General features: G+C 35.6%; 20 protein-coding genes and 1 pseudogene. 5 read left to right on the forward strand and 16 right to left on the reverse strand.

The features are described 5' to 3' along the window. The first annotated feature begins 23 nt into the window (after nt 1-23). From ACPF9A_RS08790 to ACPF9A_RS08810, 5 genes are all read left to right on the forward strand, one after another. A complete protein-coding gene (locus ACPF9A_RS08790; protein WP_424003602.1) occupies nt 24-1,019 on the forward strand; it encodes a response regulator transcription factor in 996 nt (331 codons plus the stop codon). Between the two features lie 126 nt (nt 1,020-1,145). Further along, complete coding sequence (locus ACPF9A_RS08795) at nt 1,146-4,409, forward strand: DUF2723 domain-containing protein (RefSeq protein WP_424003604.1); 3,264 nt, start codon at nt 1,146-1,148, stop codon at nt 4,407-4,409. Nucleotides 4,410-4,594: 185 nt separating this feature from the next. Then, complete coding sequence (locus tag ACPF9A_RS08800; RefSeq protein ID WP_424003606.1) at nt 4,595-5,191, forward strand: hypothetical protein; 597 nt, start codon at nt 4,595-4,597, stop codon at nt 5,189-5,191. A 64-nt stretch (nt 5,192-5,255) separates the two neighbouring features. Further along, complete coding sequence (locus ACPF9A_RS08805; RefSeq protein WP_424003608.1) at nt 5,256-5,600, forward strand: hypothetical protein; 345 nt, start codon at nt 5,256-5,258, stop codon at nt 5,598-5,600. Between the two features lie 237 nt (nt 5,601-5,837). Continuing rightward, nucleotides 5,838-6,056, forward strand: coding sequence for a hypothetical protein (locus ACPF9A_RS08810; RefSeq protein ID WP_424003610.1), 219 nt, complete (start codon nt 5,838-5,840; stop codon nt 6,054-6,056). A 20-nt stretch (nt 6,057-6,076) separates the two neighbouring features. On the opposite strand, the gene ACPF9A_RS08815 is transcribed toward ACPF9A_RS08810, so the two are convergent. The 16 genes and pseudogenes from ACPF9A_RS08815 to ACPF9A_RS08890 form a co-directional block, all read right to left on the reverse strand. Next, nucleotides 6,077-6,229, reverse strand: a complete 153-nt coding sequence (locus ACPF9A_RS08815) for a hypothetical protein (protein ID WP_424003611.1) — start codon at nt 6,227-6,229, stop codon at nt 6,077-6,079. A 53-nt stretch (nt 6,230-6,282) separates the two neighbouring features. Next, the gene (locus tag ACPF9A_RS08820) at nt 6,283-9,372 is read right to left on the reverse strand and encodes an efflux RND transporter permease subunit (RefSeq protein ID WP_424003613.1); all 3,090 of its coding nucleotides are present in this window, start codon (nt 9,370-9,372) and stop codon (nt 6,283-6,285) included. 5 nt (nt 9,373-9,377) lie between these two features. Then, nucleotides 9,378-10,505, reverse strand: coding sequence for an efflux RND transporter periplasmic adaptor subunit (locus ACPF9A_RS08825; protein ID WP_424003615.1), 1,128 nt, complete (start codon nt 10,503-10,505; stop codon nt 9,378-9,380). 2 nt (nt 10,506-10,507) lie between these two features. Then, nucleotides 10,508-12,859, reverse strand: coding sequence for a TolC family protein (locus ACPF9A_RS08830; protein WP_424003617.1), 2,352 nt, complete (start codon nt 12,857-12,859; stop codon nt 10,508-10,510). A gap of 24 nt (nt 12,860-12,883) precedes the next feature. Next, entirely contained in the window at nt 12,884-13,819 is a 936-nt protein-coding gene (locus tag ACPF9A_RS08835) for a DUF6268 family outer membrane beta-barrel protein (RefSeq protein WP_424003619.1), read from the reverse strand. A gap of 32 nt (nt 13,820-13,851) precedes the next feature. Then, on the reverse strand, nt 13,852-14,202 hold the full coding sequence (locus tag ACPF9A_RS08840) for a hypothetical protein (protein ID WP_424003621.1): 351 nt from the start codon (nt 14,200-14,202) through the stop codon (nt 13,852-13,854). A gap of 286 nt (nt 14,203-14,488) precedes the next feature. Then, entirely contained in the window at nt 14,489-15,082 is a 594-nt protein-coding gene (locus tag ACPF9A_RS08845) for a hypothetical protein (RefSeq protein WP_424003623.1), read from the reverse strand. A 15-nt stretch (nt 15,083-15,097) separates the two neighbouring features. Then, nucleotides 15,098-15,433: a hypothetical protein gene (locus ACPF9A_RS08850; RefSeq protein WP_424003625.1), complete on the reverse strand. Its 336-nt coding sequence runs from the start codon at nt 15,431-15,433 to the stop codon at nt 15,098-15,100. A gap of 85 nt (nt 15,434-15,518) precedes the next feature. Next, nucleotides 15,519-16,061, reverse strand: coding sequence for a Crp/Fnr family transcriptional regulator (locus tag ACPF9A_RS08855; RefSeq protein ID WP_424003627.1), 543 nt, complete (start codon nt 16,059-16,061; stop codon nt 15,519-15,521). 231 nt (nt 16,062-16,292) lie between these two features. Beyond that, complete coding sequence (locus tag ACPF9A_RS08860; RefSeq protein ID WP_424003629.1) at nt 16,293-16,658, reverse strand: hypothetical protein; 366 nt, start codon at nt 16,656-16,658, stop codon at nt 16,293-16,295. A 1,113-nt stretch (nt 16,659-17,771) separates the two neighbouring features. Next, nucleotides 17,772-17,969, reverse strand: coding sequence for a hypothetical protein (locus ACPF9A_RS08865; protein WP_424003631.1), 198 nt, complete (start codon nt 17,967-17,969; stop codon nt 17,772-17,774). 17 nt (nt 17,970-17,986) lie between these two features. Further along, nucleotides 17,987-18,409, reverse strand: coding sequence for a JAB domain-containing protein (locus tag ACPF9A_RS08870; RefSeq protein ID WP_424004445.1), 423 nt, complete (start codon nt 18,407-18,409; stop codon nt 17,987-17,989). Between the two features lie 114 nt (nt 18,410-18,523). Next, on the reverse strand, nt 18,524-18,877 hold the full coding sequence (locus tag ACPF9A_RS08875; protein WP_424003633.1) for a single-stranded DNA-binding protein: 354 nt from the start codon (nt 18,875-18,877) through the stop codon (nt 18,524-18,526). 773 nt (nt 18,878-19,650) lie between these two features. Then, a complete protein-coding gene (locus ACPF9A_RS08880) occupies nt 19,651-20,943 on the reverse strand; it encodes an HlyD family secretion protein (protein ID WP_424003635.1) in 1,293 nt (430 codons plus the stop codon). Nucleotide 20,944: 1 nt separating this feature from the next. Continuing rightward, nucleotides 20,945-23,120 (reverse strand): annotated as a pseudogene (locus ACPF9A_RS08885) (peptidase domain-containing ABC transporter). A gap of 5 nt (nt 23,121-23,125) precedes the next feature. Further along, nucleotides 23,126-24,787: a S8 family serine peptidase gene (locus ACPF9A_RS08890; RefSeq protein ID WP_424003637.1), complete on the reverse strand. Its 1,662-nt coding sequence runs from the start codon at nt 24,785-24,787 to the stop codon at nt 23,126-23,128. Between the last annotated feature and the right edge of the window lie 37 nt (nt 24,788-24,824).

The following is a 24,824-nucleotide window of genomic DNA, read 5'->3' on the forward strand; positions in this document are numbered from 1 at the left end:
ATGTTTGTAATTTAAAGTTTAGGATGATTAAAAAGTTTTTATTTATTTTAATAATTCTTCTGGGACTTCAACTTTCAGGTCAAACCGCTATTTCAGGATATATCGATACGGCAGAAACCCATCTCACTGAAAGAAAAGTTTTCTTAGCAAAAATTTCATTGAAAGATATTCCAGATTATGAGAATGCAATTAAAATTACTAGTTCAACAATTGATGAGGAGGGTTTTTTCGAATTTAAAAGAAGTCTTATTGATAAAAAGGAAGCTGTTTATAGAGTATATGTAAATAGATTTGAAAAAGCTCTGAACGACACACTTCAAGTGGATAAGTTGTTCTTGTTTTCTAAAGAAGATACTTTGGTTTTTAAAAAAACCGATAGCCCTTTTTCCGAATACTCGAATACAAATGATTCGGATACAGAATGGCAGCGTTTAAAGTTTTTTGAGGCTAGATTGAAAAAACCAGAATCTATAAAAGAAGATAGTCTTTCCGATGCTTATTTCTCCAGTTTAAAATCATATACCAAGGACTCCCTTCAGATATTGGTGGTGAAACTAATCAGCATTAGGCAATTGGATAACCAAGATTTACTTGGAAAAGATATTTTAAAGAATAAAGATTATTATATCGAACTCCTTTCCGAGTTGAAAAAAAGCGATATAGAGCGGTCGGATTATCTCTTTTTGGAAAATAAACTTGCTTTCCTCATTACTGAGAAGGCTGAAAGTAAATATCAAAGTAGTATTATAATCATTGTGTTTTTGATTCTAGCGGTCATTGGATTGTTTGCTTTTATTTTAAAAGTGAGAAGTAAAGAATCCCAATCTTCTTTTAATGAAGATGATTTAAGTAAACAGGAAAGGAACATACGGTACTTAATACTTGAAGGCAAAAGTAACAAGGAAATCGCCAATGAGCTTTTCATTAGTCTTAGTACGGTAAAATCCCATATTTCGAATATTTACAGTAAGTTACGTGTTTCAGACCGTCGGGAACTTCTTCAAAAATATCGAAATTAGTACCCGGTACTAGTACTTAAATCGTACCCTTTTCCTTTCTATTCTAGCTGAGCTTAATTTTAAATTGCATGAAATTCTACTGAAGGACTTATGGTTTATTCAGTAAATGGCTATAATTCCAATCTCATGCTTTCAAAGAACTACAAGAAGTGGAACAACCTACTAGGGTGGATGGTTTTCGCCAATGCCTTAATTACATATTTCATAACCGTTGAACCCACCAATAGTTTTTGGGATACCGGTGAAATCATTGCTACCGCTTCCAAATTACAGATTGGTCACCCTCCAGGGGCTCCTTTATTACAGATAATCGGTGCCTTCTTTTCAATGTTTGCCATTGAACCAAATCAGGTAGCGATAGCGGTGAATTCAATATCCGGAATTTCCAGTGCTTTCACTATTTTGTTCATGTTCTGGACCATTACTAATATTACTAGAAAACTGGTTGAAAAGGATGGCCCAATTACCAATAGTAAGTCCATAGCCATATTTGGTAGTGGTTTGGTTGGTTCACTTGCATTCACCTATACCGACAGTTTTTGGTTCAACGCTACGGAAACAGAGGTTTATGCCTTGGCGAGTTTTATCTTGGCCTTGTTACTATGGCTAGGTTTAAAATGGACGAATAACTTAGACGATCCACGTAGCAATAAATGGATAGTCCTGATTTCGTTTATTGTAGGACTAACCTTCGGGGTACAGTTTATGGGCTTTTTAGCTATTCCCTCTATTGGATTACTTTACTATTTTAAAGCTTATAAAAGGACAACGGTCAAAAATTTCATTTTGGCCAATATTGGAGTGGTTGCAATTTTAATGCTAGTCTATAAGTATTCACTTACATATGTCCTCAAATTTTTTGGCTGGGGAGAGCTTTTTTTTATCAATAGTATCGGAATGCCATTTCATTCTGGTTATATCATTATCGGATTCTGTTTTTCTATTAGTTTCTTTTTAGGGTTAAGATATACGAGGAGAAACAACTATCGAAGTTTGAACACGATGATATTGTGTCTGATGTTTCTTTTCCTAGGGTTTTCCTCTTGGCTCATGTTGCCCATTCGCGCAAATGCAAATGTTATTATTAATGAGAACAATCCATCGGATGCTATGTCCTTATTATCCTATTACAACAGGGAACAGTATGGAGGTGTTGACAGTCCCTTTTACGGAATTTATTATTCGGACATGTTCGCTTCACCAGGTGAAAATAGAGATGGTAAACCTCACTATGAAAAGGATTACACCTTGGGCAAATATATAATAGTGAACAGTTATAAAGGTTCATTACAAGGACCTAATTCTAAACACCAAGGATTATTGCCGCGAATGTGGAGTCCCCAGAATGCCGAAAACTATATGCGCTATTTTGGAGCGCTTAATTTTAGGATTACCCGCCCCAGTAAAGAGCTTTCAGAAAAAGTGGGCAAATTGAAAGCAGGATATGAGAATGGAGAAATCGATGCCGACCAGTATATCAGTTTCTTAAAAAGGAACAATGACGTTATTGAAGTAGAAGCTCCTACCGTCTGGGACAATGTAAAATACATGTTCGAGTTTCAGTTCAACTATATGTATTTGCGCTATTTCATGTGGAATTTTGTCGGGAAACAAAATGATGTACAAGGGAGGTATAATGATAATGGCAACTGGCTAAGTGGCATCAACTTTATCGATAGTTGGCGCCTGGGAAGTCAATACAATCTGCCAAGTGACATTATAAATAACCTAGGTAGAAATACCTATTTCTTCTTGCCCCTTCTTTTGGGATTCATTGGAATTGTGTTTCAAATTTCAAAAAACAGAAAACAATTTTGGGTATTATTGGTCTTTTTCTTGTTTACAGGTTTGGCGATTCAATTTTACACCAATCCGGCTATATTCCAACCTAGGGAACGGGACTATTCGCTAGTAGGCTCCTTTTATATTTTTGCTATATGGATAGGCCTTGGGGTCTATGGACTTTTTGATAGTTTCAAAGATTTAATAACTCCTAAAGTTCTTGCGCCAGCCATAACCTTTATTACAATTTTAGCCGTACCCTGTGTAATGGCCTTTCAAAATTGGGATGACCATGACCGCTCCAATCGTTTTACGGCCAATTCAACAGCGAAAGCTTATTTAGATTCAATTCAGGAAAATGTAGGGGCCATCCTTTTTACCATTGGAGATAATGATACGTTCCCGTTATGGAACGCACAGGAAATTGAAGGTTATAGAACGGATGTAAGGGTATTGGTTACCTCCTATTTTGAGACGGACTGGTATGTAGACCAAATGAAGAGAAAAGCGTATGAGAGCGACCCTATACCTTCACAACTGGCACATGATAAATATAAATTAGGAACACGTGATGTTTTGTACCATCAAGGAATAACAGAAAAAAGGTGGCCTATAAAGGATTTTATCAATTGGTTAGATAGCGATCACCCAAGAACTAAATTTAAATATCTTTTTAAACAAAATGGTTCAGACCTAAGCCAATATTCTGAGGAAATGCTCAATACTGTTTACTATCCTACCAATAAAATAAGGGTACCAGTAAACAAACGAAACGTGTTGGAGAATGGCCTTGTAAAGCAAAAAGATAAGGACTTAATCGTTAATTATATTGATATAGACTTACCTAACGCTATTACTAAAAGAAGCATGATGATGCTTGATATCTTGGCCAATAACGAATGGGAACGCCCCTTATATTTTTCAGGAGGCAGTTTTGATGATGCTGAATACCTTTGGATGAAAGACTATCTGCAATTGGATGGCATGGCCTACAAGCTGGTCCCCATAGTAACGGAACGGCCAAATTCCTTTCAACTTGGGCGTATCGACACGGACTTGATGTACGATATCGTCACCAAATGGGAATGGGGAAATTCTGGAGACCCAGATGTTTACTTGGACACACAAACACGTATTCAAAGTGTATCTTTTAGGAGCAACTTGGCGCGTTTGATGGAAGCCTTGATCCAAGAGAATAAAACGGAAAGGGCAAAGGATATTATAGAAATTTCAGTTAAGAACATGCCCGTTGATAACTTTGGATATTATACATTGGTAGAACCCTTTGTAGATGGTTATTACAAAGTAGGTGAGGCGCATAGGGCCCAAGAAATTTTCGAAACTTTGAAGAAAATTTATCAAGAACGCTTGGAATATTATGCATCAACAAGTTTGGATGAACAGTACAGCCACATCAATGATATAATTGCAGATATGGAAGCCTACAGACGTAATATCGATATTGTGATTACTAACGATTCGAAGGAAGTTGCTGAGAAAGAAACATTGATTTTTAATGAATACATTGATAAGTTTCAACATTTCTATAAGGATGCCGATGATGTGGAACTACCTCAAGAAGGAGTTGAAATTAATCCAGATATATGAGATTTAAAGAGGCGTAATTGTTGTTTAGTAATAGGGATAGCATAAAGATTTTAAATAAGTAATTTTAAACTTAATTTGAGTTATATAATAACAGTCTTAAGTGACTAAGATTAATTACGCTATTTCGGTGATTCAATTTTAATTTAAAAGTTCAAATAAAGGATAATACTACTTTTCAATATAATATGCCAAAATTCATATTTTTCATTGTCATTGTGCTTTTATCATTGAACGCATGCGATAGTGATTTATGTGACGATGATAACAATCGGGAACTTTTTGATTCATTCGAAAGTAATCTTAAAATTGACCCCATAAGTTTTTCAATGGCCTCCGAAATTGATACGGTCGGATTTGAAGTTACAATTGGTTTCGATGGGTATACCAATGATTCCGAACCATTTAGATTATGTAGTCCGACAGAATATGAAAATTACTGGACAAGTTTAGGAAATGGCTCTTTTTTGAATTTGTTCAAAAAAGATTTTCAAATGCAACTGTTCCTGTATTTCAATGAAGGGAGATCTTCAGAATTTCAACTAAGACAGGTAAATGGAGAGTATAAATTCTTTGAGCCCTTTTCAGAGATAGAACTGGTAGGAAACTCATTAGAAATTTTACCGACTTTTATTTATAATGGTGTTGAACTAAAAAATGTTGTGAGAATTCAAGCCGCAAATAGCGGTGAACTGCTAGAGGAATTAATCTATCAACGGGAAAATGGAATTCTTCGCTATCGAAACTTTTCAAATAACTATGAGTATGGGCAAATTGGATTGTAGTCTTGGCATCATGTAACAAGTGAAAAATCAGAAACATTGAACGTTTCCAAAGTTCAAATAAACGATGGATAAAAATAGGGATATTTCAAATGGTATAATAATAGCTCCCCCTAATATTAAAGACTATTCACAAAACCTAGTAGATTATTGGATAGAAAAAATTGCATCTATAGCAAATACTTATTCTAAAGAAAAAAAGGTAGGATCCTTTTTTATTGTGCCAAACATAGAAATGAAGGATAAATCAGTTAACTTATTTATTGAATGGAATACAGAAAAAAATATTTCAGAAACATTACTTGGTAATACTATGACAATACAAATAGCAGATATTATCGAGTATGAACAGGATAATATTCCAGATATAGTATTAGACAAAATCAACACATATAAAAAGGGCACCAAATAACCGATGAGGGTTCCTCCAAAAAAGGTAATAGTTGGCGAGCGAGCAGGATAAGTAAGTCATTATATAATCAAAGGACAAGGACAAACCTATGGGATTGTACAATTTAGTGATCGGTTAATGGCTTCAATTAAGTTGCTTAATCATCACTAAATAACATCAAGGATGAATCACTTGCTTTTTATCTTAGCTAGCTAATCTTCCTTAAATAAAGTCCAAATAAACTATAAATTTAAAATTATGAATTACGATGAAAGTATTAATCAGTTGATGTCTAAATATAATATCACAAAAGATATTATTATTGATGTTGAAAAGAATTTGCTTAGAGATTTAGAAGAAAAGGGATTCTTAACAAATTGTAGTGGAGTTCCAAATGGATGTGATTCCTCAAGATGTAGTGCAAATCAAAGTTGTAGAGAGATGCGATATGGAAATTGCTATTGTGTTAACAATTAAGTATTAGATAATATTGAAGTCTAAATAAGCGATGTTACTACCGAAAAATAGAACGACTGAATCCAATTCCACGATTCCAACCTGTGAAATACCACAGTTCCAATAGCAATCCAGCTGAACAATGTTGTGGCACCAACAGATACTTCTGTTTTTAATTTTAACCTTGCTTTCATTCCATTTTTCTTCTAAAATATGCCCCCCACTTATGGGACAAACTTTTTATCAACTATGCAATTTTCTCTTGCTTATATCTGAACAATAATTTGAAAATTATGGGGACAAAAATTAGTAAGATAATTGTTCCAAAAAGGAGTCCGAAAATAATGGTAATGGCCATTGGCGACCAAAGTGCACCGCCACCTGTGCAGAGTGGTATCATACCACAAGATGTGGTAAGTGTAGTAAGCATAATAGGACTGAAACGATCGTTCGTTGCTTTTTTGATGCTTTCCAAGAGCCCTTTTCCCTCGTTCAACTCAGACCCCATTTTGTCAATCAGCACAATAGCGTCATTGATGATTATACCAGCCAAAGAAATTATACCCAAAAAGGCAGTGAAACTAAAAAAGGAACCTGCTCCCAAAAGTCCTGCCGTAACACCTATTAATGAAAGCGGAATAGTCATTAGAATGATGCCTGCTTTCCGAATGGAATTAAACTGAATGACCAACAAGAGAATGATGATAAAGAATGAAAGCGGTAAATTAAGTAGCACTGCCCCCATTGCGTCATTACTTCCTTCGGCATCGCCTCCATATTCAAAAGTGTATCCAGCTTTCCAAGTTTTTGATTCTTCGTTCATCATAGGGCGGATGGCCTTATCCATTATATCACTGGCCAAATATCCGTCTGCCACACTTGCTTGAACAATCAAATTCCGTTTGAGCTTGCGCCTTAATATTTTGGAATATTGCCACGGGATTTCAATTTCTGCTACTTGCGACAATGGGATACTTGTCCCTCTGGACTGCGAAAAAACATTCAGGTTCTTAATATTAGAATAAGCCAGGTTTTCACTTCCTTCACGCTTCATGGCAATAGGGATGCTTTGGTCTTCATCCCGAAACTCACCTACTTCAAAACCATCTAAAGAAGTAAGTAATGAAATTGCCACATCTTGATTGGTAAGCCCAGACCTTGATAATTTATGCTCATCTATTTTCACATATAGCTTTTTGATACGAGAGCCCCAGTCATCCGTGATATTGATGGCTCCTGGTGTTTTGAAGAGCTTGGTTTTGACTCTATCTGCAATTTTGAATAATTCATCCGGGTCATCTCCAGTTATTCTAATTTCAATGGGTGCTTCAGCACCACCAGACCCCACCAATCGGCTTATTTTTATTTCGGCATCAAGCAAATTAGTATCAGCAAAATCTCTTAGTTTATTTATGACTATATCATTGGCAAAATCTGATGTGGTATTGATTAACATATGGGCATAAGATGAGTTGGGCTCTCCCGCAAAATAACCCAAATCATAAGCCTCAGGACCTTTGCCAATATAGGATGACCAATTGATGATTCCTTCATCTAATTTTTCATTAATCAGCAAACTGTCCTTTATAAAATTTTCAAGAAGTCCAACTTTAGAATCAGTTGTTTCAATTTTTGTACCTAATGGATAGTGGATATCTACCACGACCAAATTTCGATCGCTTGGTGGCATAAAAATGCTTGGAATGAATCTAAATCCAACAATTGAAATGAAAAATAGCGCTACGATAGCTAAAAGAGTAAGTACAGGCTTTTTTAATGCCCAATCTAAATACTTGTTATAAGGCACCTTTATATGGTCAAAAATGGTTTTATGCGGCTCTGCAGACTTGTGGACTTTCAATAGCGCAATCCCAAAAAGAGGGATTATGGTAAACGCCATCAACCAAGAAGAAAGCAATGCCATAGTGATCACCAAGAATATATTTCCCATCATATCACCCATTGGACCATCGGCTAAATAGAAAGATAGAAAGGCTGCACAGGTGGTTAAGGATGAAATGAGAAGTGGTGTCATAAATTCTTTGGCTGAATTTACGGCTGCCTCAAATTTTGATTGTCCTTCTTGCAGCTTTTCCAGCAAACCCTCCACCATTACGATGCCATTGTCCACCAATAACCCCAGCGCCATAATGAGGGAAGCGAGTGTTACTTGATTAAGTCCTACGTCAAACAATCCCATCAATAAGAAAGTTAGAATCATGGTACCTGGAACTAAACTGGCAATGATAACACCCGCTCTCCATCCCAGTACAAGTAATATAACCAAAAGAACGATAACGATACTTTGAACCAAATTACCTATGAAAACTTTGATTTTTTTCTGAACTTCTATATCCTGAGAGGCTATGCGCAGTGCAGTGATTCCAAGGGGCAGTTTGGTCTCGTTGTAATTCTTAATAACATCGTCGACATCTTTTCCCAACTCGATCAAATTGGCTCCTTCCTTTACAGTGACGTATAATGCTAAGGACTGATTACCATTTATTCTGACAATAGATTCCTTTGGAGAGACATAGTCTTTATTGATATTGGCCAGATCTCCCAATAGTGCCGTTTCTCCCTGGAATCCGATGGGTATGACTAAATTTTTAATGGATTCGATGGATTGAAAGTTTCCAGATGATTCCAAAATGATGCGTTCATCCCCAAGATTGATTTGCCCAGATGGGATGATGATATTACTTTCTGAAATAATGTTTTTTAGTTGGCCTGCTGTGAGTCCTACTTGAGCCAGTTTTGCATCATTATACTCAATATAAACCCGCTCTTCCACCTCGCCTCCAATGATGACTTTGGCCGCGTCATCAAGGGCTATGAGGTCATCTCTAAGCTTATCCGCATAAGTTTTAAGCTCATTATATTCAAATCCATCCGATTCTAAACCAACAAAAATGCCATACACCACACCTATGTTTTCGTCATCGAGTTTGGGGCCATAAATGCCCTCGGGCAGGTCTTTTTTTATGTTGTCGATTTTTCTTCTTGCCAAATCCCAAATAGACTGTAGCTTACTCTCAGGAACATCTTCCCAGATACTCATTTTTACAATCGAAACACCTGTTCTACTAGTGCTGGATATTGTCTTTACCTCAGGGATTTCTTGTAAAGACTTTTCTACTTTGTCACTTATGAGGGATTCAACACGTTCTGGGCTTGCCCCAGGAAATTGTGTGATGATGGTGGCTACCCGAACGGTAAAAGGTGGCATACTATCTCTTGACAAATTACTGTATTCCAAGAGTCCCATTATTACCACCACCAATAAGGCAAGTAGTGTAATCCGATTGTATTTGAGTGAAAGTCCTGTTAAGTTCATAAATACTAGTTTTCCAAGAGCTTCACTTTTTTCCCATCATATAAGGCTCTAAGCCCAGCCACGGCAACAAGATCACCCTCGCTAAGTCCTTTCTTAATGATATATCCGCCCATTGAAATATCACCTAATTCGATGGCAATCCTTTTTGCAATATAGACCCTATTTTCACCTTCTGGAATGAGTTTGAATACATAGTTGCCATCGGTGCCACTTGCTACTGCTTTTATTGGAGCAATGATTTCATTCTTTGAAGTGCCTTGATAAGAATTCAATATAAAATCAACTTCTGCTGCCATTCCCGGTCTTATTTCATCTGCTGGACTCATTAACCTAAGAATAACTTTATAAGTAGTTGATTTTTCAGAAGCGAAAGCTATTTCTTCTACTGCTGCTTTAAATTCCAGCTCAGGAAAAGAGGGGAATTTGATCGTAGCTTGTTGACCCAATTTGAGTTTATTAATAAAAACTTCAGGAACACTCACTTCCACTTCCGGACGATCTAGCGAACTCACTTTGGCAATGAGCATACCTGCATTTGCGATTTCATTTGCCTCTACTTGAACAGCTGTAATAACTCCGGCCATAGGCGCTACCAAACGGGTATAACCCACTTGATTTCCTGCGGCTTTTAGTTGTTGGTTTGTTGTATTGATTTGTGATTTTGCGGCATCATATTGTGCTTGTGCAGCATCCATCGATGCTTTTACTTGCTGGTATTCACTCAATGCCACACTATTGTTTTCATAAAGTTTTGTAATTCTATCGTAAGTTGATTTTGCGCTGATGAGTTGGGCTTCTGCAGCTTTCGCATTGGCAACAGCTCCTTCGTTTTGCGAGACTGCCTGATTGGACTGAATCTTATAATCCGAAGGATCTATCGTGGCGATGAGCTGCCCTTTTCTAACCTTCTCACCCAATTTAACATTGATGGAAGCCAAGGTGCCCGCTACCTTAAAACTAAGGTTGGTTTCATTTTGAGCAATTGCCACTCCTGAGAAGGTATGGCTTTCTATTCCAGAAGAAAGTTCAACTTTTTCATATTTGATAGCGCGAATTATTTCTTCTGTTTCGGCTGATTTTTCTCCGCAAGAAACGAGGAGAATCAACGAGATTAGTATAAAAGGTAACTTCATATTTACTTGATTTTGAATTCTAAATAGCGTTGGATAAATTCTGCACGTTGTTCATCCGTTGCCAAAAAAGTATAATTGCCAATGGAACGCTGTAGGGCAATAAAATCAATCATAAATTGATAAGCAGCATTGGTCGCATTGAGCTGAGCTCCTAAGAATGAATTTTGTGCATCTACCAAAGTAATGATATCTACTTGCCCAGATTGATATAAATTGGTAACAATTTCGATATTATTTTCTGCTGAAGCTGCGGCACTCTTTGTGAGTCGAATAGTATTGTATGAGGCGTTCACCTTTTCCATATTGGCTCTTACTTGAACTTCGAGCATATTGTTCACATCTTTCTGTTGGTATTGTAGTTGGTACAAACTCACCTTGGCCTTATCCTTCTGAAATTTTCTTGAGCCTCCTGCCAAAAGTGGAATCGAAACATTAAAGCCTGCATTCCAAGTTGGATTATTGTTTATCTCTACTCCTGGAATGGGGAGCGGGTCACCTGGGTTTACTGTCTCAATTGGATAGTCGTAGGCGGCTCCGAAAGCCATAGTAGGCATATAAAACGCACGCTTGTTGGATATTAATAAACGTTCTTGTGCTGCAATAGCTAATTCAATTTGTTGTAACTCGGGTAGATTCTGTTGGGCTTCTTGCACCATAAAATCAGCAAACTGATTGAAGCTTGACTGGTCTTGCATCAGGGTTAAAAATATTTCGTCCAGATCGTCTATAAATTGATTGATACTTTCCGCTGCCTCAATGGTGAATACTTCCCCAATAGGTCGATTCAAACTTTCATTTAATTGATATCCGGCTGATTTAAGTTGTGCATTGGTGGAGTACAACTCTGTTTTAGCCAAGTCTAATTCTGTTTGCCACCTATACACATCACTTGATCCGCTATAGCCCACTTTTTCTTTATCCTTAGCAATGGTCAGATTATGATTGACCGCCTTGATATTATTGTTATACAAATCGGCAACAGCCAACACCTGTAAATAATTAAAATAGCGTTGCGCAACCTCCAGAATAACATCCAGTTCTGATTGCTTTTGGGCTTTTTGTTGGCTTTCGAATAAAAGTTTTTGAATGGCAATATTAGCCATAGCGGGTTCTGACAAAATTAATTGCGAAAAAGAAGCCCCTGCAGTCCAGTTAAAAGTACCCAACCTACCGAACGAGCTATTTACAGAATTTTCATCTAAGAAGTATCCCGTTGATTGCACACCCAGTTGGGGCAAATAATTGCTCCTTGCCAAGCTCACATCTTTAGCACTTATTTGGGTTTGTTTGGCTTCGATTTGGTAACCCAAGTTGTTTTCAATGCCTTCTGCAATAGCGGCTTTCAGATTGAGTACACGCTCCGAATTTGGTTTGTTGATATTCATCAACAGTGCATTGTCCAAAAGACTCCAACTTGGATATTTTCCTATCCTATTGACCGTCTCCATATTGACAACCAATTGATTGCTGAAAGTTTCCATATCGACTGGTAAGTCTTTAAGATTCTTGCCTTCTGCTATTTTCTCAATATTGATAGCAATTCTACGAGGTATCTTACTGAGGTTGTCACTCACGGCAAAAGCCGCATAAGCTCCTTGTTGCAGCATAGGAACATCCAGCAAAGAAAAGGACGTTAACTTTCGTTCTATTAATTGATCAAAAAACACCTTTATTTCTTCCGAAGAATAGGTAGTCAAAGGGGACAAGATATATACTCCGCCCACATCTTTTGGGATTTTGCCTACGGTACTTCTTAATTCAGATTCAAAACTTATCCATTCTATTTCCATATTTGTATCAGAGAGGATGTCATCTTTGCTCAATCCAAAGGCCGAAAAATTTGGAGGAGTCAATATTGCCAATTTCTTAGCACCACAAATTTGTGCTAATGCATTAATTCCTTCCTTTATATTGAATGGCGATTGAATATAGGTGTAATTAGAAATACCGCTACTTATATTGGGCGCAATAAGATTTGTGCTATCCTCGTTTAGCAGTTGAATGGAAGCAATGCTTGGTATTGGATATCCTTTTTGATTGGAAATGGTTTTGCTTGATAAAACACCTACTGCCACCAAAACGTCCACTTGTTTTTTGGCATAAATAGTTGCTATTTCACTGTTGATTATCTCAATATTTCCACTCGTGTAAAATTCAGAGTATTTGACATTATATTGAGAAGAGAGCAAGGCACTTATCTCTGCTTTTATTGCCTGTTCAAATATGTGATTGTCCGCTTGAGCAGCATCCGAGACAATAGCAATATCAATGGTTTGCTGCGCATTGGCTTCGCATACCAACAATAGCACAAAAAGCAAATTAAAGTATAAAATTGAAATATTTAATTTTGGCATTTTCATACTGTAGATTGCTGGAGTTTAGAAGCTGAAATTTGAATTGGAATTATTGATCTTAGGGGCGAAAGAGATTCCAAAACTTAAAAATGGAGAGGCTTGCGGAGTTCTATCGATGATTTCATTACTACTGTCAATGAATTCCAATCTCCTATTTACAGTCATTCCGCCTTCTATATTAATATTTATGGCATCCCTTAACCGTATTTTAATAGCTGGACCTAAGTTAACTCGGCTGTAACCCACTTCGTCAACCGTATTGCTTACAGTTTGAAATTCGCTTGAGCTATTAAATACCCCACCATTTAAACCAGCCCTCAAACCGTAAGAAAATATATTCTTATTCGTTTTAACCATTGCCGATAGCTTATAGGGTAAAACCATATCCAATTCAAACTTTTGTGTTTTATACTTCAACAAACCCATTGGAATCACTAACTGTCGACCCAATCGAGTGGTATAAGCCAGTCCAAAGCCATACTTTAATTTTTCATTTTTTGTATTAACCGCCAGTGCGTTTGCTTGAAACAGCAAGTCGTTTCCACTCAATTTTTCTTCAAAATCAGAAGCCAGGGTTGGAATAAAATTGGCAACAAGTAGCCAGTTAGTGTTCAAGGTTTGAACAAGCCCTAAGTTATAGATAACAGTGTGGTAGTATCGAGTGGATTCTACGTTGACCAGCGGTAGAGAAACCTCTGTATTTGCAGTCAAGTTGGCGTATCCAATTTTGTGGATAAGGATAGTTTTTTTATGTTTTCTAAAAGTCTGCGGTAAAGCTACTTGTGCGCCCCATTCAAAAAACCCAATCTCCCCATCAACATTAGACTCTTCCAAATGCTGTTTGGGATAATAGGCAGATTGTATTTTGATGACATCAAAATCCTGCGCAAGAAGATTGAACCTAGATAGAAGAAGTGCAATTAAAGGCAAAAATTTAGTGACGTTTTGGACTAGCAGCATACGGATGTTTTTGGTTTACTTGCTTAAAAAAATCACGATTTTGTCCACTCCACAGTTTTACTTTGCCATCCAGATTTAACGGTGACCATTAGCTTACTTCCTTTTAATTCTAATACAGCATCAAACCATTTTTTCTTTTTAAGGCTATACAATTTCCCCTCCCATTTATCGCTTACTGATTTGACTTCCTTTAGAACAAGGGTTCCTTTTTTTACATTTGAATTATCAGATGAAATTATTTCACCATTATAAATTCCATTTTCCGATTTGATTTCAATTTTTGCGTTGGCTTGCCCGGTATTCCAAATCCCATTCAATGAGGACTGAGCGTTCATAGAAATTGCTCCAAAAAGAAGCATAAATAATACTGCTGTTACTTTCATGGTGAAATTATTTTCAATATATTCAAAATTATTCCGCAAAAGAGGTTAAGCTCGTTAACAAAAGATAATAAATGAAGCCGCGCAGTTCTTTATTCGCAATTGGAATAGCTCCGGTTGTAAGTTAAAAAAGCGATTTGGTGATGTGGCAACGTAAATTCAAAGCACAATTTCCATAATACCAAACATCTCTTTTGGGGTCCGGCAAGTTAAGCTTTGATGGAAGCGTTGCTCATGATAAAACTTCAAATATTGATTAATCGAAGCTTTGGCCAATGTGATACTTTGATCAATTCCTAATTATCACTGTCCTTTTTCTAACGGGTCTGGGACTAGTTCGTATAACGGTTGTTTTACCAACTGCGGGCCTTGGTCTAATAAACACCGCCCGAGGACGGAAGTATGACGGGTAGTATCCAAGCCTGTAAGGAGATACCCAAACGCTATATCTAGGACCCCAAAACCAGATCACAACAGTCGGCACTCTCATGTAAGCTGGTATGATTATGTAATTACTACCGTAAAGTGCCTCATCCCCAACCACCTTCACATTAACTTCATTATTACTATCTTTTACCACAACAATAGAAGCAACCGTTTTATTCTTGTTTTCAGTAACTGTGGCTTGAACATAAACCGTGCGTGTATCCCCTTCTACTTTTTCCACAACCTTTAAGTAATCTACTTCACCATCTCCATTGAGGTCAAAGTTTGAAATCTTACTTTCAGGATCATTGAGCCGTTTTTCAAAATCTTCAAGATCTGATGATTCCCCAAAAATTTGAGCGACCTCTTCTAAGTTCAGATTTTCTTCAGCCTCTATAATCTCTTCATCACTAAAAGTATTTTCCTCACTCAATTTCATTTCCTGTGAATCAGGCAAATCACTAGCTTTGTTTCATTCAATCTCCTTTTTTCCAAAGCCGCTGGATACGATGATAGCAAGCTTTTCATTTTTAGGTTTAAACTCGGCATTGTACCATTCCCCTTTGTCTATTACAAATAATTTCCCTTTGTAGGTGTTGCCACTCTTAACAATGTCTTTTGCCAGAACTTTGCCTTTTTGTGCATTGGAATTATCGGAATAATGTATGGTTCCTTCATAATTACTATTCACTTTTTTAATGTTAATGATAGTGTTTTCTTTACCCGTGTTCCACAAGCCTTCGATGGACTGCGCATTCAAAGAAATAGCTCCAAAAAGAAGCATAAATAAGACTGCTGTTACTTTCACAGTGAAATTATTTTAAATATTGGTGCGAAGTTATTCCCCAAAGGAGGATATACTCATTAACAAAGGATAATAAATGAGATGGAGGCTATTTTTTCTTTGAAATCCGTTTTCTTATTCTGCTCAAAGAAACAGGTGTAATGCCTAACACATTGGCAATATACTTGTCAGGCACTCGGTTTATTATATTAGGGTAATCTTTTAGATACTGTAGGTATCTCTTTTCTGGGGAAAGAAATACAAAGGAATCTATTCTTTGAAAAGCTTGTTTTAAAATTTGTCGACCAAAAATTCCATTGTCAATTTTTAAAAAGCCAGAATTGGAATTACTTAAATCCTGAAATGTTTTTACATCTGTAAAATACGCTTTCGTTTTCTCTAGAGCTTCAAAAGTAAACTTTGAAGGTTCATTAAATAAAATGGTATGAACATTTCCAAATAGTTGCTTTTCGGCAAATAACTGAAAAGTAATTTCCTCGCCTTTGTCATTTATCAAATAGCTACGAACCAAACCTTTTCTGATGTAAAAAACATTGTTTATTTTATCTCCTTCATTTATTACAAACTCTCCTTTTTCAAATGTCTTTGAACTAAGATTTTTTAATAGTGCATAAAGGTATTTTACGTTCATTAGATTCTTGAGTTTGTTATTTCAAAACCGCCCCAACGGTTCTCAACTATGCGCAGGCAGTGCTTTTTACCACTGAACTTCCCACTAAGAACTGAAATTTAAATTTACCACTTTTCTGTCCTACGAAGCACGATGCCTCTGCTTGTATATAGGTGATGTTGATCGATCGTTTTTATTCTTCTTTTGTCCAATCTTCAATAATTTCTACACTATCTTCATAATACGTAAAGGTCAACTGTTATCAGAAACAGCACCTAAAAATGACTTTTGAGTATTATTAATATCAAAATGAATTATACTATTTACAGTGTCAAGTTCAAATATGCCGTTGATATCATTTCCGACATGTGTTCTTGTAAATTCTCCTTTTAAATCATCTAATTCACTATCTCCCGTAAATTCGAGGGTATCAAAACGAATTGACATATCAGTAATTCCGCTTATTGTCAATGCTTGGAGCCTCCATTTCCCGAGAATACCATGTTGTTCTAAGCTGTCAGACGGATCAATTTTGTCATTTTCTTCGTCTTTTTCACAGCTAATGAAAACTGTTATAATGGATAAAGACAGTACAAGTAAATATTTCAGTTTGCTCATTTGTGTTTATTTATAAAATCCAGTCTAAAGTTAATTTTGAATTTTTAGGACTTTTTACTAAGTACATTATTTTTAGGTTATTCTTTGCTGTTTGTTGGTTTAAATGTCGCACAACGACCTGCTAAACGCAATGACGTTCCGGGTTTTGAATTGTTGTGCACCGAAAGTACATATAAGATTCAAAAGACTGTATGGACGTCGCCAAATCGCTAAGATTCACCCAGAACGCTGAAAGCAAATAAAAACGCCATTGGTCCCGAGGTGTCGGGATTGCGGTTAGTCCCTTTCCCGCTTCGGGACGGCGGTGTTGTGTCGTGGTGACACGAAGTGGCCGCTGAAAGCTGCCGCGCCTACGGGCGCAATTTAGCCCGGCCATGGCCCCTTCTATGATGGTGTCGCGCTCCAATAGGGCAATGTCCCCGAAGAGGGTCGTTTATATATACGCTACAAATACCCAAAATAATCCCTAGCGTACTTTTTGGCAACCTTGCGCTTCATACCCCCTATTCTAAAATATTTTTTCACACTTTAGGGCCGCTATTTAACCAGTCCCAAATCTTACCATAACTTCCTTGCGCGTGGATCCTGTTTCGATTTTATAGCGTTCCGGCAGATAAGCGTTAAATAAAATCGAAATAGGGCGCAGATGCCTTGGCGCACGATAATTTAATCAACCTGACATTAAACACGCAATAGGCCAACCCGGGTTTTACTACCCAATACTTGACTGAAACGTACTTATAAAATGAACCCAAAAACGAATTTGCCGCAAATTTTTGCCATTTTACGCGGGTTTCGGGGGCATTTGACGCAAAATGACATTCTTCAATACAACATGGATTTAATAACTTATTGATTATCAAATACATAATAAACGTAACACCGCGTAAGCGTGTTACCCTCTTGCTATTCCTTTTTCCCCCGCAGGGGAAAAATAAATACCTTTCCCTTCAAGGTAAAGGCTCTTGTTACCAATCGATATAAATCAATCTTTTTTAAGAGTTTAGAAGCCTCATTTTTATGGATTTGATAGCTAAAGTTTTAAAGTTCTGGCAATACATAAAAAAGACAAGGCAACTTTTAAAAGTCGCCTTGTCCAATAAAATCTAATATTTAAAGCCTGAACATGAATTGATAGTTGTATAAATTTCGGATGGCTTCTTCGTTTAAAAGTTCGTCGAAATTCAATCCATTTTCTAAAGCATAGGTTTTCAAATCTTTACCAAATCGTTTTTCAATTTCAGCTTTAGAGGTTGTCAATAATTTTTCTTGTGTTTCAACATCGAGATTATTAAAGTTTAGCTTTACCATGATATGCTTAATAAAAGTTATATAATACCCTCGTCGGCAAAACTGTAGTAGTCCCCATTGGGCATAATTAGAATATGGTCCAAAACCTTTATGTCAAAAAGTTCGGCAGCCTTTTTAATTTTATTAGTAAGTTTCTTATCTGCTTCGCTAGCTTTCAATGTTCCGCTTGGGTGGTTATGCGTTAGAATAACTGCAACGGAAAGAGACTTTAATATGACCGCAAAAAGAATACGGATATCTACCAAAGTTCCTGTTATGCCACCTTTTGAAAGTTGGTAGATGCCTTTTACTTTGTTACTGTTGTTCAGTAAGACAACTTTAAAGGATTCGTGCAGCCAGATTGTATTTTTATCCCAATGCTGAAAAAGAAGATCTGCTGCATCTTTTGAAGAATTTATCTTTTGCCAAAATGGGGAGGTTATCCGCTCCTTATAGCTTATTTATATTTCATTAACTTTGTCTTTCATTACTTATAATTTTAGGATTATGGGTATAAAAAAGAGGGCAGAACTTTTCCGAGAGATGCCCTCTTTGATTTTCAAAAAGTTAGCAGATTAGGCTCCTTGGTTTTCAGTATTAGAACCCAATAACAAAACTTCACTTACTACTATTTCTGTGATGTAGCGTTTATCGCCTTCCTTGGTTTCATAACTGCGGGAAGTCAGTTTGCCATGAATGGCAATTTGTTTGCCCTTGCTTGCATAAGTTTCGATAATCTCGGCAGTTTTGCCCCAAGCAACAATATTGTGCCAGTCGGTGTTTTGCACCTTCTCGCCTTTACCGTTCTTGTAGTTCTCATTTGTCGCCAATGAAAAACGAATCACTTTTTTACCGCTTTCCAAAACGGTCATTTCAGGGTCGTTACCCACATTGCCTATTAATTGCACTTTGTTTCTAATGGTACTCATAATTGAAAAAATTTAGAATTAATACTATAACCTACCCGATTATCGGTCAGTCTTTAAAATCGATTTACTTATTATATCCAGAGCGTTTTTCTCTTTTTTGTTTTTTAACTTTTGTTCCGATTCATTTTTGAGGATTTGATATGATTTCATAGTTTCCGTTTTAGATTTACTTCCCATAGTGCCTTCGCTGTTACCTTTTTTTGTTGCTTAGACTTTTCAATATTCATGCTTGGTAAGGCGTATAAAAAGCACAGCGGCTTTATGCCGCTGTCCAAGTTTGAATGTTGTTATTTTGCTGTCAAAAAAAGGTTAGTGGAGGTACGGGCAGTAGGTCTAAAACCTTGAATTATGAAATTCAGAAACCTCTTGAAGTGGAACAAAATGCAAATAAGTTAAATTCCTTTCAAGCGGACTTAATTACGGGTTTTTACGAAAGGTTAATCGACAAAAAGAATTCTTCAGAAATACAATAATGTATGAAATGGGGAGCTTAAAATCCGTAATTGTGTCCAAGATATTGGAGTGAAGCTTATTTACTAAAATGGAGTTTACGAAATGGAGGGGAATGTGCTGAACGGGAATTTAGCAAATAGAGTAACATGCGCCCTATTGTGTTTTTGAAAAACGTTTATCTATCGGAACACTACAAAAACCCAACAGGAACCAAGCGCAAGGTAAGTTATGGTAAGATTTGGGAAAGGTAATTTAGTTTTATTGCATCATCTGCCTTAGGAACATTAAAACTGTATCTTATTGAAATTTATTAAAGAAATTTACCTTCTTAGTACATCTCTAAATTGGTAGAACAAACGTTCCAACAAACGTAGGTCTTCGGTTATAATATCTGCCTCTCCTTTCATTTCCTGCTTGAAGCTTATGGGTTTGCCATAAGAACTTACTAACTCTTTTGGGATTGACACATCAACTATATAAGTACCTTCTTGGTTAGAAGTTGATGAAATTTGTGTTACGGTACCTTTTATGACACCAAATTCATATTCTGGATAATCGTAGAGTGAAAGGTTCACTTGTTGCCCAGGGCGTATTTTACCTGAATTAGCTCTTGGAGTTTGTAATCTGGCAATAAAAGGAGAATCCTCTTCAGGTAAAATAGTAAAAACTAAATCACCGGAATTAACGGACTGATTGGTATTCCAGTAATTTAGTAAGGAAACCTTACCTTCGATATTTGATTTTAAAACATAGGTTAATTCCCATTCCTTAATCGCTTTTTTGAGTTGATTGTAAGCTTGTAGTACATTTTTCAATAACCGAATTTCTTCCCTAGCCGTATTGAATTCTGTTCCTTTTGAAGTGTTTTCTGCATTACCTAAGGATTCCCTTATTTGCGAAATAGTAATGCTAAGATTCTGATAGTTTTTTTGTGCAGTTAAATACTCCAATTGTTTATTCTCATATTCTTGTGTAGAGATAACTCCTTTTTCAAATAATGATCCGCTACGATCAATGTCTTTCTTTTTAAATTCTAACTCACTTCTACCCAAAATTCGTTGTGCCAGTAAACTTTGCAATCTTCTATTTAACTCTTCCATAGATACTTCATTTGCCTTAGCCTGATTTGAGAAAGGTTCTAAGTCCCTATTAATCAAATATTGGAAATAACTATTTTCAAATTGCGCAAAGTCTGGCTCAATGTCTCCTAAGAATAAAATTGGAAGATCATCAAAAGGAAAAGAGACATTTTCCTTGTCCATTTTGAGGGTGTCCAAGATTGATTTTAAAAAATAAACATCCTCATAATTAGCCGTATTCTCTAAGATTGCTAAGACACTATTTTTACGTACAGATTGATTGTCCACAACATAGATGGTATCTATCATTCCAGAAATACGGGCGTATTCCTTTTGCGGTTGGATTTCTGTAGTAAGAATAGCCTCAGCAGTTATAATATCGGGGTATTTGATGAACCATGATGAAGACAGAACTAAAAGAAGTAAACTTAAAAACAAAAGGCTGCCCCAACGAATCATCCAATGGGGTACTTTGGCCAAAATATCTTTGACCTCTTCACTTCGTAATTCTATGTCATTTAGATTATCAGACATTTTAGTTTCCTAACTCCAGTTGATTCTTGACCAAATTATAGTAAGCACCTTTTAATTTTATTAATTCTTTATGATTGCCAACTTCTGATATTTGACCTTTTTCCAGCACAATAATTTGATCTGCGTTTTTTACGGTGCTAAGACGGTGTGCAATGATTACTACAGTTTTGTTTTGAAAAAAACCTTGTAATTTACCCATAATTGTTTTTTCATTATTAGCATCTAAAGCAGAAGTAGCCTCATCAAAGAAAAGACAATGTGGGTTTTTATAAACGGCACGGGCAATTAAAATTCGTTGTTTTTGACCAACACTTAAACCTACGCCCTCTGTTCCTATTTTAGTATTATAAGACAAGGGCAATTCTTCAATAAAATCACGAATATTTGCAATATCAACAGCTCTGCTTAATTTTTCCTTATCTATAATTTCTTCGCCGATAGCAATATTTTTGGCGATGGTATTACTGAAAATAAATCCCTCTTGCATTACTACGCCACATTTTTCACGCCAACTTCTATGAGATAATTTATTTAAAGGTATATTTCCCACAGTAATACTTCCAGATTGGGGTTCATAGAATTTTAAAAAGGGTAGTCTTTCCACTCCCGCTAGTTCCAACAATGGCAGTTATTTTATTGGCTGGGATAATAAGGTCTAAGTTTTTTAAAACAAGTTGTTCTGTTCCCAAATATCGAAAAGATACATTCTCTAATGCGAAATCAATTTTGGATGGAATACCAACAGCTGAGGTGTTATGTGCTTCTTCATCCTCTTTATTGTGAATCTCTGATAATCTTTCCAGCGATATTTTTGCGTCTTGGGCATCGCGGATAAAAAATACCAATTCGGCAATCGGAGAGTTCAGTTGACCTACAATATAGGATATGGCTAATAACATTCCCAAAGTAATGTCACCATCGATTACCAATTTTGCTGCGACTACAGTAATTAATATATTCTTGAACTCATTAATAAATCAGGAACCAACGTCTTGGTATTGGCTTAAGGATAGACGTTCTATATGAACTTTAAATAACCTTGCTTGAAGATGCTCCCAATCCCATCGGAACTGTTTCTCAGCGTTATGAAGTTTTATTTCCTGCATACCGTTAATGAGCTCTATTACTTTGCTCTGTTCTTGACTAACCTGCGAAAATTCTCTATAATCCAAGGCCCTTCTTTTTTTTAGAAAAATCAGCACCCACGCAAAGTATAATAAACTACCCAATAGAAATATGGTAAAAATCCATATGTTATAGTAAGCTAGTACCAAACCGAAAATTATAAGGTTAATCACTGAGAACATTACATTTAAGGAGGATGAGGTCAAAAGGCGTTCTACACGTTCGTGGTCATTAATTCGTTGTAATATATCACCTGTAAGCCGTGTGTCAAAAAAAGCGATGGGCAGGTTCATCAATTTTATAAAAAAGTCCGAAATCAAGGATATGTTTATACGAGTACTCAAATGTAATAGAATCCAACTTCTAATAACTTCAACAGCGGTCTTACCCAAGAATAAAAATAATTGGGCAGCTAAAATCAGATACACGAAGTCAATATCTTGATTTTTTATACCTACATCTACGATACTTTGTGTTAAAAAGGGAAATATTAATTGAAGTAAACTTCCTGCTACAAGTCCAAAAATTAATTGAAATAAAAATTTTTTATATCTAATTAGATATTTTGAGAGAAACTTAAAATTGAGTTCATCTTTTACATCATCAAATTCACTTTTATAAAATTTTGGTGTAGGTTCCAAAAGTAGTGCAATCCCCTCTTTAGTGGTTGTATTACTGTCATTTCCAATCCAATGATTTAGAAATTTCGTTTTTGAATATTTTAGTAATCCAAATGCAGGGTCTGAAATATAACAGACACCCTTTTTAACTTTATAAAGAACTACAAAGTGTTTTTTATTCCAATGTAAGATACAAGGTAAGGGAATTGAATCTATCTGTTGATAGCTTATTTTACCAGGCAAAGTTTTAATACCAATTTTTTCAGCAGCTATGCTCAAGCCCAATAAAGAAGAACCAGTCCTTTTTGTTTCAGATAATTCGCGTAAATATTGAATTGAAATAGTTTTGCCAAAATGTTTGCTGACAATTTTTAAACATGTAGGCCCGCAATCTTTAGAATCGAGTTGTTTGAAAAATGGAAATTTTTTCAAAAGACTTAATTTGAATTATTTTTGGATAATAATTCCGCAAGTACAAGAGCATTGTAAATATTGACTACTCGCCCTGTTTTAGACAGCTCTTTAAAAGGAATGTTAATTTTGTGGTCAAGGGAGTCATACATTCTTACATTTAAATAATACTCATCACCTGTAGTCATAAGAATCTTTTTCAAATCTGAAGCCTTTAAATTGGGATAGTATGATTTTAAAATGGCAGCTGACTTTGAAACAACAGCTGCTGAAGCAGAAGTCCCACTGCTGTATGTGTATTTTACATCCTTTGAAGAAGAAGTGGTGTAAATTTCTTCTCCAGGAGCGAAAATATCAACCTGAGTTTTTCCATAGTTCGTGGCGGGATGAACAAAAGTGCTGTCCATTTTATAATTAGAACCTGCAACTCTAATAAAATTATTTGAAATTTCTGAATTTGTAGAAAATGAAAAGTCGTTCGGATATTTATAAATTCCTTTAGAATTTAAATCTAATCCATCATTTCCAGAGGACGTAACAATTAGAACATTTTTATTATCGGCGTATTTAATTGCATCATGAATCCAATTCTGATGCATTGAAAAGTATTTTCCAGAACTAATATTGATAATAGCAGCACCATTATCAACAGCATATCTAATAGCTAGGGCTATATCTTTATCATTTTCGTCTCCATATCCTGAAACACAAAGAGGCATGATTTTTATTTTACTCATAGTTTTTTCTAATATTGCTTCATTATAGTTAGAAACAATAATGCCTGCCATTTTAGTACCATGAGTCATTAAATTAAGATTATGATTGACGATGTTATTTCCATAGTCGGTATCATCTATATTGTTTACATCGTCTCCGATTTCTTTTCTATCATTATATTCAGTATTTAAAAGAATATCTAATCTATTTTTAGCCATTAATATATTTTCATCTATATAAGCATCGTCTATATTTTTTTCTTGATAGGATTTAAATAATTCAACAGCCTTTTTAAGGCTTTCATTATTTGGTTTTTTATCGATTAAACTATCTAAATTATCTGATGTAATTTTTGTTTCAGTTAAAAACGATTTAATAGTGCTTTTGCTATGATAAAAAAGACTATCCATTTCTTTAGCTTTTTGAAAAATTTCAATTGCATATTGTTTTCTTAACTCAAAGGCAATTTTAGCTTTTTCATATTGTTGTAAAATATCGGAATTCAAATTAGCACTATCATAATAAGCCTTTAAAATACGGGTGTATTCATAATTCATAAAAACAATATTTTTCCCTTTAGAATTTCCTATAAAGTTCCAACCGTTAACATCATCAGTATACCCATTTTTATCATCATCTAAATTATTTCCTATAACCTCATTTTTATTTTTCCAAATATGAGAACTTAATTCTTCATGATTTATATCTACTGGCATATCGATTAAGGCAACAATTACAGTATCTCCATCTTTATTATTTAGCAAATTTTTAGCTGCTTTCAATAAACTAATTCCAGGAATGGTATCTTCTTGAATACCTCTAATCAACCAATTCTCAATAGCAAAATTTACATTTTTATTATAGTTTTTATCCATAATAACTATGGATTGAGAATTTAAAATTATAGGATTATGCCTATTGCCACAGGCAATAACAAATAATAAAAAACTAACCGCAAAAATCTTTTTCATTCCTTTTTATGTAAAAACGAAAATAACCTGAAATATT

This window comes from Maribacter sp. IgM3_T14_3, assembly GCF_049603095.1.
Lineage (GTDB): Bacteria > Bacteroidota > Bacteroidia > Flavobacteriales > Flavobacteriaceae > Maribacter.

Excerpts from the sequence above, each read along its gene's own strand:
- ACPF9A_RS08790 (WP_424003602.1), top strand. The coding sequence starts at position 24 with ATGATTAAAAAGTTTTTATTTATTTTAATAATTCTTCTGGGACTTCAA.
- ACPF9A_RS08795 (WP_424003604.1), top strand. The coding sequence starts at position 1,146 with ATGCTTTCAAAGAACTACAAGAAGTGGAACAACCTACTAGGGTGGATG.
- ACPF9A_RS08800 (WP_424003606.1), top strand. The coding sequence starts at position 4,595 with ATGCCAAAATTCATATTTTTCATTGTCATTGTGCTTTTATCATTGAAC.
- ACPF9A_RS08805 (WP_424003608.1), top strand. The coding sequence starts at position 5,256 with ATGGATAAAAATAGGGATATTTCAAATGGTATAATAATAGCTCCCCCT.
- ACPF9A_RS08810 (WP_424003610.1), top strand. The coding sequence starts at position 5,838 with ATGAATTACGATGAAAGTATTAATCAGTTGATGTCTAAATATAATATC.
- ACPF9A_RS08815 (WP_424003611.1), bottom strand. The coding sequence starts at position 6,229 with ATGAAAGCAAGGTTAAAATTAAAAACAGAAGTATCTGTTGGTGCCACA.
- ACPF9A_RS08820 (WP_424003613.1), bottom strand. The coding sequence starts at position 9,372 with ATGAACTTAACAGGACTTTCACTCAAATACAATCGGATTACACTACTT.
- ACPF9A_RS08825 (WP_424003615.1), bottom strand. The coding sequence starts at position 10,505 with ATGAAGTTACCTTTTATACTAATCTCGTTGATTCTCCTCGTTTCTTGC.
- ACPF9A_RS08830 (WP_424003617.1), bottom strand. The coding sequence starts at position 12,859 with ATGCCAAAATTAAATATTTCAATTTTATACTTTAATTTGCTTTTTGTG.
- ACPF9A_RS08835 (WP_424003619.1), bottom strand. The coding sequence starts at position 13,819 with ATGCTGCTAGTCCAAAACGTCACTAAATTTTTGCCTTTAATTGCACTT.
- ACPF9A_RS08840 (WP_424003621.1), bottom strand. The coding sequence starts at position 14,202 with ATGAAAGTAACAGCAGTATTATTTATGCTTCTTTTTGGAGCAATTTCT.
- ACPF9A_RS08855 (WP_424003627.1), bottom strand. The coding sequence starts at position 16,061 with ATGAACGTAAAATACCTTTATGCACTATTAAAAAATCTTAGTTCAAAG.
- ACPF9A_RS08860 (WP_424003629.1), bottom strand. The coding sequence starts at position 16,658 with ATGAGCAAACTGAAATATTTACTTGTACTGTCTTTATCCATTATAACA.
- ACPF9A_RS08865 (WP_424003631.1), bottom strand. The coding sequence starts at position 17,969 with ATGGTAAAGCTAAACTTTAATAATCTCGATGTTGAAACACAAGAAAAA.
- ACPF9A_RS08875 (WP_424003633.1), bottom strand. The coding sequence starts at position 18,877 with ATGAGTACCATTAGAAACAAAGTGCAATTAATAGGCAATGTGGGTAAC.
- ACPF9A_RS08880 (WP_424003635.1), bottom strand. The coding sequence starts at position 20,943 with ATGTCTGATAATCTAAATGACATAGAATTACGAAGTGAAGAGGTCAAA.
- ACPF9A_RS08890 (WP_424003637.1), bottom strand. The coding sequence starts at position 24,787 with ATGAAAAAGATTTTTGCGGTTAGTTTTTTATTATTTGTTATTGCCTGT.